14 protein-coding genes are annotated in these 14,634 nt (G+C 63.3%); 3 read left to right on the forward strand and 11 right to left on the reverse strand.

The annotated features are described in order from the left end of the window. Nucleotides 1-196: 196 nt before the first annotated feature. The 7 genes from ACE04F_RS23990 to ACE04F_RS24020 form a co-directional block, all read right to left on the reverse strand. Nucleotides 197-1,348: an acyl-CoA dehydrogenase family protein gene (locus ACE04F_RS23990; protein WP_486110197.1), complete on the reverse strand. Its 1,152-nt coding sequence runs from the start codon at nucleotides 1,346-1,348 to the stop codon at nucleotides 197-199. A 2-nt stretch (nucleotides 1,349-1,350) separates the two neighbouring features. Continuing rightward, on the reverse strand, nucleotides 1,351-2,457 hold the full coding sequence (locus tag ACE04F_RS23995) for an enoyl-CoA hydratase/isomerase family protein (RefSeq protein ID WP_486110198.1): 1,107 nt from the start codon (nucleotides 2,455-2,457) through the stop codon (nucleotides 1,351-1,353). 134 nt (nucleotides 2,458-2,591) lie between these two features. Continuing rightward, complete coding sequence (locus ACE04F_RS24000) at nucleotides 2,592-3,299, reverse strand: HPP family protein (protein WP_486110199.1); 708 nt, start codon at nucleotides 3,297-3,299, stop codon at nucleotides 2,592-2,594. A gap of 172 nt (nucleotides 3,300-3,471) precedes the next feature. Next, complete coding sequence (locus tag ACE04F_RS24005; protein ID WP_486110200.1) at nucleotides 3,472-4,848, reverse strand: UDP-glucose dehydrogenase family protein; 1,377 nt, start codon at nucleotides 4,846-4,848, stop codon at nucleotides 3,472-3,474. Between the two features lie 87 nt (nucleotides 4,849-4,935). Further along, on the reverse strand, nucleotides 4,936-5,877 hold the full coding sequence (locus tag ACE04F_RS24010) for a LysR family transcriptional regulator (protein ID WP_486110201.1): 942 nt from the start codon (nucleotides 5,875-5,877) through the stop codon (nucleotides 4,936-4,938). A 60-nt stretch (nucleotides 5,878-5,937) separates the two neighbouring features. Then, nucleotides 5,938-6,486: a hypothetical protein gene (locus tag ACE04F_RS24015; protein WP_486110202.1), complete on the reverse strand. Its 549-nt coding sequence runs from the start codon at nucleotides 6,484-6,486 to the stop codon at nucleotides 5,938-5,940. 24 nt (nucleotides 6,487-6,510) lie between these two features. Next, nucleotides 6,511-7,314: a putative hydro-lyase gene (locus ACE04F_RS24020; protein WP_486110203.1), complete on the reverse strand. Its 804-nt coding sequence runs from the start codon at nucleotides 7,312-7,314 to the stop codon at nucleotides 6,511-6,513. A gap of 391 nt (nucleotides 7,315-7,705) precedes the next feature. Here ACE04F_RS24020 and ACE04F_RS24025 point away from each other — a divergent pair, with 391 nt between their 5' ends. Continuing rightward, nucleotides 7,706-8,947 carry an OprD family porin gene (locus ACE04F_RS24025; RefSeq protein WP_486110204.1) on the forward strand — a complete coding sequence of 414 codons (1,242 nt, stop codon included), beginning with the start codon at nucleotides 7,706-7,708 and terminating at the stop codon, nucleotides 8,945-8,947. 18 nt (nucleotides 8,948-8,965) lie between these two features. On the opposite strand, the gene phnE is transcribed toward ACE04F_RS24025, so the two are convergent. The 4 genes from phnE to ACE04F_RS24045 are packed head-to-tail and all read right to left on the reverse strand — an operon-like array spanning nucleotide 8,966 to nucleotide 12,196. After that, nucleotides 8,966-9,733, reverse strand: coding sequence for a phosphonate ABC transporter, permease protein PhnE (gene phnE / locus ACE04F_RS24030; protein WP_486110205.1), 768 nt, complete (start codon nucleotides 9,731-9,733; stop codon nucleotides 8,966-8,968). Next, nucleotides 9,730-10,557, reverse strand: coding sequence for a PhnE/PtxC family ABC transporter permease (locus ACE04F_RS24035; RefSeq protein WP_486110206.1), 828 nt, complete (start codon nucleotides 10,555-10,557; stop codon nucleotides 9,730-9,732). The genes phnE and ACE04F_RS24035 overlap by 4 nt, the downstream gene beginning before the upstream one ends. Further along, entirely contained in the window at nucleotides 10,551-11,348 is a 798-nt protein-coding gene (locus tag ACE04F_RS24040) for a phosphonate ABC transporter ATP-binding protein (protein ID WP_486110207.1), read from the reverse strand. Before ACE04F_RS24040 ends, ACE04F_RS24035 begins: the two co-directional genes overlap by 7 nt. Beyond that, entirely contained in the window at nucleotides 11,345-12,196 is an 852-nt protein-coding gene (locus tag ACE04F_RS24045; protein ID WP_305500996.1) for a putative selenate ABC transporter substrate-binding protein, read from the reverse strand. The genes ACE04F_RS24040 and ACE04F_RS24045 overlap by 4 nt, the downstream gene beginning before the upstream one ends. Before the next feature lie 402 nt (nucleotides 12,197-12,598). Between ACE04F_RS24045 and ACE04F_RS24050 the strand changes: the two genes are divergently transcribed. Next, entirely contained in the window at nucleotides 12,599-13,462 is an 864-nt protein-coding gene (locus ACE04F_RS24050) for a LysR substrate-binding domain-containing protein (protein WP_486110208.1), read from the forward strand. A 119-nt stretch (nucleotides 13,463-13,581) separates the two neighbouring features. Then, the gene (locus ACE04F_RS24055) at nucleotides 13,582-14,634 is read left to right on the forward strand and encodes a putative 2-aminoethylphosphonate ABC transporter ATP-binding protein (protein WP_486110209.1); all 1,053 of its coding nucleotides are present in this window, start codon (nucleotides 13,582-13,584) and stop codon (nucleotides 14,632-14,634) included.

The raw sequence follows: 14,634 nt of genomic DNA on the forward strand, positions 1-14,634 counted from the left end.
CGATCCCCTGTGGCGAGGGAGCTTGCTCCCGCTCGGCTGCGCAGCAGTCGCAAAACCGGTCAACGCGATTCACCTTGAGAAATGCAGGGGCCCGCTGCGCAGGCCAGCGGGAGCAAGCTCCCTCGCCACAGGGATGATCCCGGGCTGATGCTCCATGAACCCTGTGGGAGCGAGCCTGCTCGCGAAGCTTCTGGCATTACACCAGGTAGTGCCTGAGCTCCCGAGCAATCACCATCCGCTGAATCTCGCTCGACCCTTCGTAGATCTGGGTGATCCGCGCGTCGCGGTAGTAGCGCTCCACCGGGTAATCCTCAAGATAGCCGTAGCCGCCATGGATCTGAATCGCCGAGGAGCAGACTTTCTCGGCCATTTCCGAGGCGAACAGCTTGGCTTGCGACGCTTCCGACAGGCATGGCTTGCCGGCGCTGCGCAGCCTTGCGGCATGCAGGATCAGCAGGCGAGCGGCGTTCAGGCGGGTGTGCATGTCGGCCAGCAGATTGGCGATGCTCTGGTGTTCGATGATCGGCTTGTCGAACTGCACCCGATCCCGGGCATACGCCAGCGCCGCTTCGAATGCCGCGCGGGCGATGCCCAGGGCCTGGGCGGCGATGCCGATGCGTCCGCCTTCGAGGTTGGACAGGGCGATGGCCAGGCCTTTGCCCCGTGCGCCCAGCAGGTTGGCTTCGGGAATGGTGCAGTTGCTCAGCGTGACGGCACAGGTGTCCGACGCACGAATGCCCATCTTGTGCTCGGTGCGGTCAACGATGAAACCGGGCGTGTCGGTGGGCACCAGGAACGCCGAAATGCCTTTTTTGCCAAGGTCCGGATCCGTCACGGCAAATACGATCGCCAGCTTGGCGCGCTTGCCATTGCTGACGAACTGCTTCGCGCCGTTGATTACCCATTGCCCCTCTTTCAGTTCCGCCCCCGTACGCAGGTTGTGCGCCTCGGAGCCGGCCTGTGGTTCGGTCAGGCAGAAGCAGCCGATGGCCTGGCCGCTGGCGAGATCGGCCAGCCACGTCTGTTTCTGCTCATCGCTGCCGAAATTCAGCACCGGCCCGCAACCTACGGAGTTGTGGATGCTCATCAGTGCTCCGGTAGCACCGTCACCTGCCGAGATTTCCTCAACCGCCAGGGCATAGGCGACGTAGTCGACATAGGTACCGCCCCATTCCTCGGGCACCATCATGCCCAGCAGGCCGAGTTCGCCCATCTTCGCCACCAGCCCATCGTCGATCCAGCCGGCTTTTTCCCAGGCCTGGGCGTGGGGCACGATTTCACCACGGGCGAAATCACGGGCCATGTCGCGGATCATCACTTGTTCTTCGCTCAGCTCAAGGTCGTGCATGTTCAATTCCCGTGGTAGTCGAAGCCGTCGAAGAAACTCGCCACATGGTCGGCGTCCAGTGCCTCCAGCGTCGGCGGGTTCCAGCGCGGGTTCTTGTCTTTATCGATCAGCAGGGCACGTACGCCTTCGATCAGGTCGCCGCGCGCGAACCATTGCCGGTCCAGGTGCAGCTCCAGGGCAAAACAGTCTTCCAGGCTCAGGTGCCGGCCGCGTCGCAGCATTTCGAGGGTCACCGCCATCGCCAGGGGCGAGCGGGTTTCCAGCAGCCCGGCGGTCTTCAGCGCCCACTCGTGGCTGTTGGCGACCGTGACCTGGCGCAACTGCTCGACCATGCTCGGTACATCCGGCAGGGCGAAGAAATGGTCGATGGCCGGCCGCAAGTCGGCCAGGGGCGGCGCAGGCAGCTGTTGAACCGCGATCTTCGCCAGCAGGCTTTGCAGGTCCTTGAGCGGTGAATCGCGCCAGTCGAGGCGGTCGAGACGCTCATCGAGCTGGGTGATTTTCTGGCTATCGAGATACCAGTCGGCCAGCCCGCAGTACAGCGCGTCGGCAGCGCGGATCTGCACCCCGCTGACGCCCAGGTAGATACCCAGTTCGCCGGGAATGCGTGGCAGGAAATAGCTGCCGCCGACATCCGGGAAATAACCAATGCCGACTTCCGGCATGCCCAGTCGGCTGCGCTCGGTCACCACCCGCAGGTCGGCGCCTTGCACCAGACCCATGCCGCCGCCCAGCACGAAGCCGTCCATCAAGGCGAGGATCGGTTTGCGGTAATGGTGGATGGTCAGGTCGAGGGCGTATTCCTCGACGAAGAAGTCTTCGTGCAGCGTGTCGCCCTGCTTGTGGCTGTCGTACAGCGAGCGGATATCGCCGCCCGCACAAAACGCCTTGTCGCCGGCACCGCGCAAGACAACGGCGCGGATCTGCGAATCGGTGGCCCAGCTATCGAGTTGCTGCTGCAAGCTGCGCACCATGCCCAGGGTCAGGGCATTCAGGCCGGCGGGGCGGTTCAGGGTCAGGTGGCCGATGTGGTTGCGAACGTCGACCAACACCTCATAGGGCGCGGTTTCGATGCTGCCCGCAGCTTGGGATGAAACCTGAACTGTCATCGCTAACTCCCTGCTTTTATTGTTCTTTACAAATTCTTAAGCGCGTACCCGGTCGGGATCGTAACAGCGCAAATTTGCATTGCACAACCGGGATACATGCAGGTCCTGTCTGCATATTTATAGCATCCCCAGGCTCAGCCGCGACCCGACAGCACCTCCGTAATGCTGCGGCGCTTGGCATGCCGCTCGCTGGTGTGGATCAATTGTTCGAGATCTTCGGGGGTTACGTCGAAGAATGCTTCCATTTCCTCAAGCGCAAGTTTCAAGTCTTCGGCGGTGATCGCCTGGCGGTCGACCGGGGGATGGTCGGCGGGAATCACCGCGACCGGCTCGCTGGCACGCTTGGGATAGCGCACCCGCGTGAGGTTGTTGTAGGCCAGCGCGAAGACGAGCAGGCCGGAGCCGGCCAGCATGGCGGCGCCAAGCGCCTGCCAGTCGAGGGCGACGATGGATGCGTCCGCCAGCACCAGCGTTGCCGCCAGGGCGCCGGCCGGTGGATGCAGGCAACGCAGCCAGCACATCAGCACCAGGGCCATGCCGGCCGCCAGGCAAGCGCTACCCAGCGTGCGGCCGAGCACATGGGCGACGAGCAACGCCACGACCGATGCGCACAGATAACCACCGAAGATCGACCAGGGTTGGGCCAGGGCCCCGGATGACACCGCAAACAACAGCACGGCCGAGGCGCCGAGCGGGCCGATCAGGTGTTGTGCCACTTCAAGACCGAATACCTGGCCACAGAGCCAGACACTGAACAGGGTTCCTAGGGCCATGCCAATGGCGGCGCGGCTCCATTCGGTGGGGCGGGTATTGATAGCAGCGGGGAACCAGCGAGAAAGCATCAAGCAAACATCCAAAAAACGAACAAAAAAAGGGGCTTACGGGAGAATCCCTGAAAGCCCTTTAAGTGTTCCAACAGTTGGGGGAGGAACATCGCACAGTGTGCCGGTCGCCAACGCAGCTTACAAATTCATATTAATGCTGGTTGAGTGCATTTATTTTGAGGGTATGCCTTCAAGCACTTCTGGCTCGCGGCCACGACTGCTGCGCGATGGGTAATTCGCAGGATTGCCCCCGGCCCATCGGGAAATAGCTGAAGCCTTTGTCGGCCATGCGATCCGGGTCGTAGAGGTTGCGCCCGTCAAAAATCACTGGCGCCTTGAGGCGTTGCTGGATCAACTGGAAGTCCGGCGCCTTGAACGACTGCCATTCGGTGCAGATGATCAACGCGTCGGACCCGGCCAGCACCGATTCCGGTGTGCCCATGAGCATCAGTTTCGCTTCATCGGGATAGAGCAGTTGGGTCTGTTGCATGGCCTCCGGATCAAACGCCCGGACGCTGGCCCCGGCGGACCACAGTGCCTCCAGCAGGGTGCGACTGGGCGCGTCGCGCATGTCGTCGGTGTTGGGCTTGAAGGCCAGGCCCCACAGCGCAAAGGTCTTGCCGCGCAGATCGCCCTGATAGAAGGCCTGGATGCGTTCGAACAACTTGTTTTTTTGCCGCTGGTTGATGGTTTCCACCGCTTGCAGCAGATCGCTGGAGCAACGCGCCTGCTCGGCCGTATGGATCAAGGCGCGCATGTCCTTGGGGAAACATGAACCGCCGTAGCCGCAGCCTGGGTAAATGAAGTGGTAGCCGATGCGCGAGTCGGCACCGATGCCCTGGCGCACCGACTCGATGTCGGCGCCCAGGTGTTCGGCCAGTTCGGCGATCTGGTTGATGAAGCTGATCTTGGTCGCCAGCATGCCGTTGGCGGCGTATTTGGTCAGCTCGGCGCTGCGCACGTCCATGAACAGGATACGGTCGTGGTTGCGGTTGAACGGCGCATACAGGTCGCGCATGGTTTCGCGCACTTCCTCACGCTCGCAGCCGATCACGATGCGATCCGGGCGGCGGCAATCGGCGACCGCCGAGCCTTCCTTGAGAAATTCAGGGTTGGAGACGATATCGAACTGCAGCAGGCGACCGGCCTTGAGCAGGCATCGGTCGATGTGCGCCCGCAGGATGTCGCCGGTGCCCACCGGCACGGTGGATTTCTCCACGACCACAATCGGCTGTTCGCGATGGCGGGCGACCGCGTCACCCACGGCGAGGACCTGGCGCAAATCCGCCGAGCCGTCCTCCCTGGAGGGGGTTCCCACGGCAATGAACAGGACCTGCCCATGCTGCACTGCAACCTGTTCATCACAGGTAAAGCGCAAACGCCCGGCTTCCAGCCCCTCGCGTACCAGCGTCGCCAGGCCCGGTTCGAAAATGCTCACCTGGCCCTGACGCAGGAGCTCGATCTTCTGCTCATCGATGTCCATGCAGACCACGTCATGACCAACCTCGGCCAACACGACGGCTTGCACCAATCCAACGTAACCACTGCCGAACACACTGATTTTCATGGCGGACTCCCTGGACCATCCCGAGCGGGCGCCGGCAGCGGTTCGCCGCGGCGTGCTCAGCCGAGAATAAGTCCGGGATGTTGCAGTTCACTGACAGTTCGCCGGGGCCTCGCTTACCACCAACCGGTACGGCGCCGGCAATTGCCCCACGTAGTCGCCCACCACCTCGCGCGTCAGGCTGACGATGTCTTCGACCCGCTCCATGCCCGCGCCGGTCCGCCAACTGGCGACGATATCCATGACCGACGGCAGCGGCACGCCGTCAACCAGCGTCAAGCTGCCCTGGTTCAATTCGCCTACCACCAGCGCCGCCGGCATGGCGCCGATGCCAAAGCCGTCACGAACCAGGCGGGTGATCGCCGAGGCGGAGTTCACGCAATTGATCCGCGGCGAGACGATGTTGGCCGAGTGCAGCATGTTCAGCAGATCCTGGTGGGGCCGGGAGTTGCGCGAGAAGGTCACGATGCGCTCCTGGGACAGTTCGTCCAGCGACGCGTAGTGCCGATCATAGGATGAGCCGGTGCGCACCACCCAGTGCATCGGATAACGCGTCAGGAGCGCATTACGCACGCTGTCGAGGCGCAGGATGTCGGTCTGGAAAATGATGTCCTGGTAGCCTTTTTCCAGTTGCGTGCACAGGTTGCTCGCGGTGTCGGCCGACAATTCGATTTCCAGCGCCGGGTAGCACTCCATCAGGCGCGTGACCAACGGGCTGAGCCAGGTATGAATCACCGTGTCCATCGCGCCGATGCGGATCCGCCCGCGTACCTGGCGCGGGTCCTTGATCACGGCTTTCATGCTGTGCATGGTGTCCATGATGCGCTCGGCATATTCCAGCACCCGCTGGCCTTCGGAAGTCAGCGACACGCCCTTGGAGTCACGCACGAACAGACGCACGCCCAACTCGTCTTCCAGCGCCGCGATCCGGCTGGAAATCGACGCCTGGGTGGTGAACAGTTTTTCCGCTGTGAGACGAAAACTCTTCAGGCGGGCGACCCAGACGAAGGTTTCCAGAAACTTGATATTCATGGGCGGCGGCTCCTGAAACGGGCGGGGCAAGGTGTTGGATTGTCCGGGGAGCGCAGGTGGTCAATCGGTTGTGCTATCACTGGACCAGAGGTATTGGACCACGTCTTGGAGTTCGCTTGAATCCGGCACCTCGCCGAGGACCGCAGCGGCGCTGCACCATGGATATTCCAGAGCCGACACCCAGGCCATGATCGCCGCCAGCTCGGCGGCCGGCAGGGTTTTCATGTGTTCGATGGTTATCGTAAGTCCCTCGGACAGCCCGGACTCGGCGCTGAATTGCCAGTCGTAGCGGCCACAACCGACCCTGACCTCACCGCTGTGTTTGTCCGACATCGCGACCAACCATTTGCACTCGTAGGTGCGGACGTTGGCGTGAGGAGGGTTGCCCAGGCAAAACGTGTAGACGTTTTCGAACGCCTGGTTAAACCGGCGCACCAGCACTTCACCGATCGCGCCACGACCTTCGACATGCTCCGGGAAGGCGATGGAGCCGGTGCGGACCACCATGTCCAGGACTGCGTCCTGGATGAAGGCCTGGTCCAGCAGGTGAGGGCGGTTGCCGTCCTTGGCGCGGATGTAGTGTTCGATTGATCGCTGCGGGCTGTTCATCAGATCTCCATTTCAGGTCGGGTATCACAACGCGCTGTTCAAGACGTCCGTCACCAGCATGCAACCCGGCGCGTGAGTGATGCACAGCGGCGGTCGCGAAGCCTGGACCACCGATTGCGGCGTCACGCCACAGGCCCAGAACACCGGGACCTCGTCGGCTTCCACCGGCACCGCGTCGCCGTAGTCCGGCCTGTCCAGGGAATCAATGCCGATCAGCGACGGATCACCAATGTGGACCGGGGCGCCATGGACGTTGGGCATGCGCCCGGTGATCTGGATCGCCTGGATCGCCGCGGCGGCCTTCAGCGGGCGCATGCTCACGACCATTTTGCCAGACAGGCGCGCGGTGGCGCGCGTGTCGATGTTGGTGCGGAACATGGCGACGTTGCGCCCCAGGTCGATGTGCCTCAGGCGTATACCGGCCTCCAGCAGGGGTTGCTCGAACGAGAACGAGCAGCCGAGGGCGAAGGTCACCATGTCGTCCTGCCACAGGTGTTCGATGTCCATCGGCTCTTCGCTCAACTCGCCGTGACGAAAGACCCGATAGCGCGGTACTTCGTGGCGGATATCGATGGGCGCGCCGAGGTTGCGCAGGAACGGATCCCCCGGTTCGCTCACGTCCAGCACCGGACACGCCTGACGGTTGAGCGTGCAGTAGCGCAGGAACTCGTCGGCCCAGTCACCCGGCAGGATCACGATGTTGGCTTGCACCCGGCCCTGGCCCAGGCCGCTGGTATGGCCGTGGTAGCGGCCGGCCGCGATGTTCTGGCGCAGGGCCTGGGGCGAACACTGCTGCAGTTGTTCGAATGTCAGGGCGGACGGCGGCATCGTGATATCTCCATTGGTTTTTTGTTAGAGCCCCTTTGTAGAAGGCCCGGACGACGGCGTCCAACAAGGAAAACTGGTACCCCCTGACAATAAAAAGTTATTCGGGGGTTTGAAGGAGCGAAGCCAGATTAACTGCAGCCAACCCATGCATCAGTTTTTCTTATGCCCGAGCCGGCTTTTTTCCCGTTTGACGCTGTCCGGCGCCGGTGGGAAGAATCTGCCCCGACGTCGATGTTGTTCGCTTGAGCAATCGAGCTCCCTCGCCACGAGACCAGTTTTGCCTGAAGAAGCAGCTGAGGACGTCGTTCCAAGACACTGCCCCAAACAATAAGCGAGGCGCGCCAGCCGTCCCCGACGGGAACACTCGCGCCCATAAAAAAGGAGCACGCCCATGCACCGTTTCATCGCGAATCACCTCAACCGTAAACCCTTGGGCACCTTGCTCGGCCTCGGTCTGATGAGCGCGTCGAGTGCTCACGCCGACTTCATCAGCGACAGCAAGGCCAGTCTGGAAGCCCGCAACTTCTACTTCAACCGCGATTTTCGGCAGGAGGGCGCGCGGGACAAGGCCGAGGAGTGGGCGCAAGGCTTCCTGTTGCGCATCGAGTCGGGCTACAGCGCCGGGACCTTGGGGTTCGGGCTGGACGCGTTGGCCATGGCCGGTTTCAAACTGGATTCGGGCGGCGGCACGGCCGGCACCAATCTGTTGCCGGCAGACTCGTCCGGGGGTTCCCAGGACCGCTATGGCGAACTTGGCCTGACCGCGAAGGCACGCTTGTCCAACAGCACCCTGAAAGTGGGGACCCTGCAAATCAAGGACCCGGTGGTCAATTCCAACGATACGCGCCTGCTGCCGGGAACCTTCAAGGGCGGGCTGCTGAGCGTGCAGGAAATCGACCGCCTGAAGCTGACCGCCGGGCAGCTTACACAGATAAACTTCGTCGACTCCACGAACTATCAGGACATGACCGCCAACCGCATTGGCGGCATCAGCGACCGCTTCCAGTTCGCCGGAGCGGACTACCAGTTCCTGCCGAATCTCACGGCGCAATACCGCTACGGCAAACTGCAGGACATCTACCAACAGAACTACCTGGGCTTGGTCCATAGCCTGGACCTGGGCGCGGGCCAATCATTGAAAAGCGACGTGCGTTATTCCCGCAGCACCGAGGACGGCAGCTTCCGCGCTATCGACAACCAGGCGTTCGGCGCGATGTTCACCTATAGCCTCGAGGGGCACGCGCTGGGCCTGGGTTACCAACGCATGAGCGGCGACGACCCATTTCCCTACATCTCGCGCAGCGATCCGTACCTGGTCAACTTCGTCCAGATCGGTGATTTCGCCAATGTCGACGAGCGCTCCTGGCAGGCCCGTTACGACTACAACTTTGCCGGCCTTGGCGTGCCGGGGCTGACCTTCATGACCCGCTACATCAGTGGCGACAACGTGCAACGCAGCGCGCCGGGTGAAGGCAAGGAATGGGAGCGCAACAGCGATATCGCCTACGTGATCCAGGACGGCACGTTGAAGGGGCTGGGGCTCAAATGGCGCAATGCCTCGGTGCGCTCGAACTTTGGCAATGACCTGGACGAAAATCGCCTGATCGTCAGTTACACAATGGCGCTGTGGTGACGGCGCGCCGGGCGGCCGTCAGGCCTTGACCCAGCGCTGGCGGCTCCAGCTGCTCAGGGTATCGACAATGAACACCAGCAACAGCATGGCCAGGATCACCGTGCTGCCTTGGGCTTCCTGGAACAGGCTGAGGCTGACATAGAGCATCTGGCCGAGGCCTCCGGCGCCGACGAAGCCCAGCACGCTGGCCATGCGGATATTGTTCTCCCAGCGGTAGAGGGTGTAGGCGAGCAGCTGCGGCATCAGGTTGGGCAGGGTGCCGTAGCAGAAAGCCGCGAGCGCGCTGCCACCTTGCAAACGGATCGCATCGGCGGGTTGCGTCGGGGTGTTCTCCAGCGCCTCGGCAAACAGCCGGCCGAGCACGCCAACGGTGTGCAAGGTCAACGCCAGCGTACCGGCATTGGGGCCGAGCCCGGCGGCAAACACCATCAGCGCCGCCCACACCAGTTCCGGAACCGCGCGCAACGCGTTCAGCACCAGGCGCGACGCGCTCCTCAGGGGCCAGCCAAGACGCCCGGCGGCCGGCAGTGCCAGTGCCAGCCCCAGCACTGCCGCGAGCAACGTGCCGATGGCGGACATGGCGATGGTTTCCAGCGCGCCGTGGCCGGTCGCCTTGAGGTACGCCGGGCTCAGGTCCGGACTGAGGAAGCGTTGCGCATAAGCGGTCATCTGCTTGAGGCTCGCACTGTCTCCCAACGCGCCCAGGTCGATGCCCAGATAGCCGAACGAAGCGACGACCGCCGCACAGATGCCCAGCAGCAATAGCACGTTGAACAGCCGATTCATGCCAGTCTCCAGCGCAGCAGGCGGCTGAGCTGATCGGCAAACATCACCAGCACCAGGAAGGTCAGCAGCAGGCTGGCCACTTCACCGCCGGCGAACATGCGCAACGACAGGTCCATCTGCTGGCCCAGGCCACCCGCGCCGACAAAACCCATCACCACTGACGCGCGGATGGCGCATTCCCATCGGTACACGGTGTACGACAGCAGCTCGGCGGCGACGTTGGGCAGGATCCCGTAGCAGAACGCCGCGAGCCGGCCGCTGCCGGCCTGCATCAACGCGTGTGCCGGGCGCTGGTCGACCGATTCGAAGATTTCCGCGTAGACCTTGCCCAGCATCCCGCTGTAGGTAATGGCGATGGCCAGCACCCCGGCCGTCGGACCCAGGCCGACGGCGCGCACGAACAGCAAGGCCCAGACGATTTCCGGCACGCTGCGCAGGAAGATCAACAGGCCGCGTATCGGCCAACGCAACCATTGGCCGAGATTGCCAGGTTTGCCGGAGCGGTAGGCGGCCGACAAGGACAATGCGCGGCTGGCCAGCAGGCTCGCGGGGACCGCCACCAGCAGCGCCAGGGCCATGCCGGCGGTGGCAATCGCCAGTGTTTGCAGGGTGGCTTGCAGCAGCAGGTCGACAAACGTTTCGTCATGGGCCGGTGGCCAGAACGCTGCAACGAACCGACCCATTTCGCTCTGGCTGTCGCTGGCCAGCAGCACGCCGAGGTCGACCTCGCTGAAACGCATGCCCGGCCACAGCAGGGCCAGGGCCAACAGGATCAGGAGCAGGCGAGGGCGGGTGGCGGGGTCCCGGGCGTCACGCTTCAGCATCGCGGAATCTGCACGCTCGTAGGCGGTGGAGGACTCGATATGGATTCCAACTGCTCGTTGGCATAAAGCGTGTCAAGCAGGTGACGGTCGACCGCTCCGGTCGGCAAGTCGAAGAGAATCTGCCCGTCACGCAGACCGATGATCCGGGAAAAATGCGCCAGCGCCAGCTCCACCGCGTGCAGACTGGTGACCAGCGTCACGCGGTGCTCCCGGGCATGCTGGCAGAGCACTGCAAGTGTGTGCTCGGCCAACACCGGGTCCATCGCCGATACCGGCTCGTCCGCAAGTAATACCTCGGGCGCCTGGTACAACACGCGGGCAATGCCGACGCGTTGCAATTGCCCACCGGACAACTGCTGGCATTGCGCGAACAGCTTGTCGCCCAGGTCCAGCCGGGCCAATGCCGCCCGAGCGCCGGGAATGTCCAGCGGGTGCAGCAGGTTCAGCAGGCTCTTGCCCAGGCCCCACTGGCCGAGCTTGCCGGCCAGCACCGCCGTGACTACACGTTGGCGCGGCGGCAGGGGAGGCGCCTGGTGGACCAGGCCGATGCGCGCGCGCAGACGCTGACGCCGGCGCGCGGACAATTGCCAGACCGGCTCGCCCAGTACCTGCACCTCACCAGCGCCCGGCCGTAGGGCGGTTGCGAGTACATTGAGCAGGCTCGACTTGCCCGCGCCGGACGGGCCGATGATGGCGACCTGTTCCCCCGCGCCAATGTGCAGATCCACGCCACGCAGCGCCTGGGCGCCATTGGCGTGGATGACGCTGGCTCGGGTCAGACGCAGTGTCATTTCAGCAGTTCGGCGGCGCGCGCGGCTTCTTCGATGCCTTTGTAGTTCTCAGGCTTGGTCTCGATGAAGCGGCTGGCGGCCTGCAGATCAAGGATTTCCTTGTCCTTCGGGTTCGCCGGATCGAGCTCCAGGAACGCCGCCTTGATCTTGGCAGCCAGCGCCGGATCGAGCGTGCCACGCACGGTCCAGTTGTAATCGAAATAGGCCGGGGTAGTCGCGAACACCTTGACCTTGCTGGTGTCGACCTTACCGGCCGCCACCAGTTTGTCCCAGACGCTGGCGTTAAGCACGCCGGCATCGACCTTGCCGGCCTGGACCCAGGCCGCCGTCGCATCATGGGCGCCCGAGTAGCCGACGCGGCTGAAATAGGTTTCCGGCTTGATGCCGTCCTTGAGCATGAAATAACGCGGCATCAGACTGCCGGACGTGGAAGAGATCGAACCGAAGGCAAAGCTTTTGCCCTTGAGGTCGGCGAGGGATTTGACCGCAGGGTCGGCGGTGATGAATTTACTGGTGAACTGGGCATCCTGTTCGCGCTGCACCAGCGGAATGGCGTTACCAGTCTTCAGGCGGGCCTGCACGAAGGTGAAACCGCCCAGCCAGGCCAGGTCGATCCGGTCGGTGGCCAGCGCCTCGACCACCGCGGGGTAATCGCTCACCGGTACGAACTCGACTTTCATGCCGATTTTCTGCTCCAGGTACGCTCCCAGCGGCTTGAACTTGCGCAGCAGTTCGGTCGGCGCCTCATCGGGAATCGCGCTGACCTTCAAGGTGTCGGCCGCCTGCGTCAGAAGGGAGCTCAGGGACAGGGTCAAACCGACGGCCAGTGCCAGGGTACGCTTGAGCATGTAAATCTCCGGTGCATGTAGGGCGTGAGTGTTCAAGCGCCAGGCACGCTTTGAGGAGCCGCGTTGGCCTGGCGCATTGTGAGGGTAGACGAACAGGTGCAATCTTGATCGTTTCTGCCGACCAGGTAAATCCTGGCCCGTTTCGATGCCGGGATGCTACAAGGTCAACGCCGCGATGCAAGCGTAATGCTGTTCAACCAGGCAATCGACAAACCCGTGGGGGGGGGGGGGGCTCCCGTTGGGCCGCGAAGCGGACCCAAAACCTGCCAAATCGGAGTATCAGACACACCGCACCCGGCGCTTTACGACTGCTTCGCAGCCGAGCGGGAGCAAGCTCCCTCGCCACAAATAGATCATTTTTCTTGAGTAGATTGTCCCGTCAACTTTCTGGAGCGTCACAACATGCTCAGCGCCGAGCTGAAGTCTTTCCACATGGTCGCTCGCCTGGCCAGTGTCACCCAGGCGGCCAAGAAGCTCGGTCTCAGCCAGCCGACGGTGACCACGCAGATCCGCAGCCTGGAGGCCCAGTACGGCGTCGAACTGTTCTATCGCGGCGGGCGCCGCCTGACACTCAGTGACCAGGGCGCGCAGCTGTTGCCGATGGTGCAGAAACTGCTGCAGCAGGAGGCCGACATCGAGTTTTTCCTGCGCAACAGCGGCCAGGTGCAAGGCACGTTGCGTATCGGCGCCACCGCGCCGTATTACGTGCTGGATATCATCAAGGCTTTTCGCGAGCAGTTTGCGTTGTGCGAAGTGACCCTGGAAATCGGCAACTCACTGCAAGTCATCGAGGCACTGGAAGAGTATCGCGTGGACCTGGCCGCGTCCTCGCAACTGGTCGAGGATGCGCGCCTGACCCGGCTGGTGCTGGGGCACGATCCACTGGTACTGGCGGTACATCGCGAGCACCCATTGGCCAGCCACGACCGGGTCGCGCCGAGCGCCCTGGCCGGGCATTGCCTGCTGCTGCGCGAAACCGGTTCCACCACCCGCGCGCTCACCACAACGCTGCTGTGCGAGGCCGGGGTGGCGACCGGGCCGCTGCTGGAGATCGGCAGTCGCGAGTCGATTCGCGAAGCGGTCCTGCGCAACATCGGCATCAGCATCATCGCCCGTCACGAGGTGCCGGAGAATCCACAGCTCAAGGTGGTCGAGCTGGAAGGCGCGCCGCTGATCGCCGAATATCTATACTGCCTCAAGGAACGCCGCCAGGCCCGGCTGCCGTCGGCATTCCTCGGCCTGGCGCGAGAGACCAGCGCATCCTGAATTCGCTACGCAAATCCGCCGATGCCACTATCGGCAGCTTTTAGCCAACTGCAATCAAGCCTTCGTACTGCCTGCCTACCATGACCCTCGTCGAGCTGACAGCTCATCGAGGTTATGTCATGACAAGAACACCTTCCGTAGACCTGCAGGTACGCGACATCCATAAAAGCTTCGGCGCCTTCAAGGCGCTGGATGGGGTATCGCTGGAAATCGCCGCCGGTGAGCTGGTGTGCCTGCTTGGCCCTTCCGGCTGCGGCAAGACCACCTTGTTGCGCTGCATAGCGGGCCTGGAACGGCAAGACCGCGGCAGGATCATGATCGGCGCGCGGGACGTCTCCGCCCTGGCACCGCAGGCTCGCGACTACGGCATTCTGTTCCAGTCCTATGCACTGTTTCCCAACCTGACCGTGGAACAGAACATCGGCTATGGATTGGCGGGCAACCACCGCGAAACGATCCGCCGCCGGGTCGGTGAGATGCTGGAACTGGTCGGGCTGTGTGGCAGCGAGAAAAAATATCCCGGCCAGCTCTCCGGCGGCCAGCAGCAGCGGGTGGCGTTGGCCCGCGCCCTGGCTCCGGCGCCCTCGCTGTTACTGCTCGATGAACCGATGTCGGCACTCGATGCGCGGGTGCGCGAGCACCTGTGCGGCGAGTTGCGCCAGCTGCAGAAACGCCTGGGCATCACCACGTTGATGGTCACCCACAACCAGGACGAGGCGATGCTGATGGCCGATCGTATCGCGGTGATCAACCAGGGCCGCGTCGAACAGTTCGCCAGTGCGCAACAGATCTACCGCGCGCCGGCGAGCGCTTTTGTGGCTGATTTCGTCGGCCAGGGCAACTGGCTGCCTTTCGAGCGCGGGCACGACGGGCAGGTTCGCGTCGGCGGGCTCAGCTTGAGCGTGGAGGGCGCTGACGTGAGTCGCAGCGGTCGACTCTTCTGCCGTCCGGAAGCCGTACGGATCAACCCGTCGACGCCCGAAGCCAACCTGTTTGATGCGCAGTTGCGCGAACTGACCTACCTCGGCAACCGCTGCCGCCTGAGCTTCGAGCTGGACGCATTGCCCGGCCACACCCTGCTGGCCGAGCTGGAGCCGCAGGCCATGCCCGGGTTGCCCCAGTCGCGGCTGAAAATCGCGCTGCCGGCCCACAGCCTGCAGGTGTTCAATTGA

Source organism: Pseudomonas sp. AGC41 (genome assembly GCF_057334555.1).

Excerpts from the sequence above, each read along its gene's own strand:
- ACE04F_RS23990 (WP_486110197.1), bottom strand. The coding sequence starts at position 1,348 with ATGCACGACCTTGAGCTGAGCGAAGAACAAGTGATGATCCGCGACATG.
- ACE04F_RS23995 (WP_486110198.1), bottom strand. The coding sequence starts at position 2,457 with ATGACAGTTCAGGTTTCATCCCAAGCTGCGGGCAGCATCGAAACCGCG.
- ACE04F_RS24000 (WP_486110199.1), bottom strand. The coding sequence starts at position 3,299 with ATGCTTTCTCGCTGGTTCCCCGCTGCTATCAATACCCGCCCCACCGAA.
- ACE04F_RS24005 (WP_486110200.1), bottom strand. The coding sequence starts at position 4,848 with ATGAAAATCAGTGTGTTCGGCAGTGGTTACGTTGGATTGGTGCAAGCC.
- ACE04F_RS24010 (WP_486110201.1), bottom strand. The coding sequence starts at position 5,877 with ATGAATATCAAGTTTCTGGAAACCTTCGTCTGGGTCGCCCGCCTGAAG.
- ACE04F_RS24015 (WP_486110202.1), bottom strand. The coding sequence starts at position 6,486 with ATGAACAGCCCGCAGCGATCAATCGAACACTACATCCGCGCCAAGGAC.
- ACE04F_RS24020 (WP_486110203.1), bottom strand. The coding sequence starts at position 7,314 with ATGCCGCCGTCCGCCCTGACATTCGAACAACTGCAGCAGTGTTCGCCC.
- ACE04F_RS24025 (WP_486110204.1), top strand. The coding sequence starts at position 7,706 with ATGCACCGTTTCATCGCGAATCACCTCAACCGTAAACCCTTGGGCACC.
- phnE (WP_486110205.1), bottom strand. The coding sequence starts at position 9,733 with ATGAATCGGCTGTTCAACGTGCTATTGCTGCTGGGCATCTGTGCGGCG.
- ACE04F_RS24035 (WP_486110206.1), bottom strand. The coding sequence starts at position 10,557 with ATGCTGAAGCGTGACGCCCGGGACCCCGCCACCCGCCCTCGCCTGCTC.
- ACE04F_RS24040 (WP_486110207.1), bottom strand. The coding sequence starts at position 11,348 with ATGACACTGCGTCTGACCCGAGCCAGCGTCATCCACGCCAATGGCGCC.
- ACE04F_RS24045 (WP_305500996.1), bottom strand. The coding sequence starts at position 12,196 with ATGCTCAAGCGTACCCTGGCACTGGCCGTCGGTTTGACCCTGTCCCTG.
- ACE04F_RS24050 (WP_486110208.1), top strand. The coding sequence starts at position 12,599 with ATGCTCAGCGCCGAGCTGAAGTCTTTCCACATGGTCGCTCGCCTGGCC.
- ACE04F_RS24055 (WP_486110209.1), top strand. The coding sequence starts at position 13,582 with ATGACAAGAACACCTTCCGTAGACCTGCAGGTACGCGACATCCATAAA.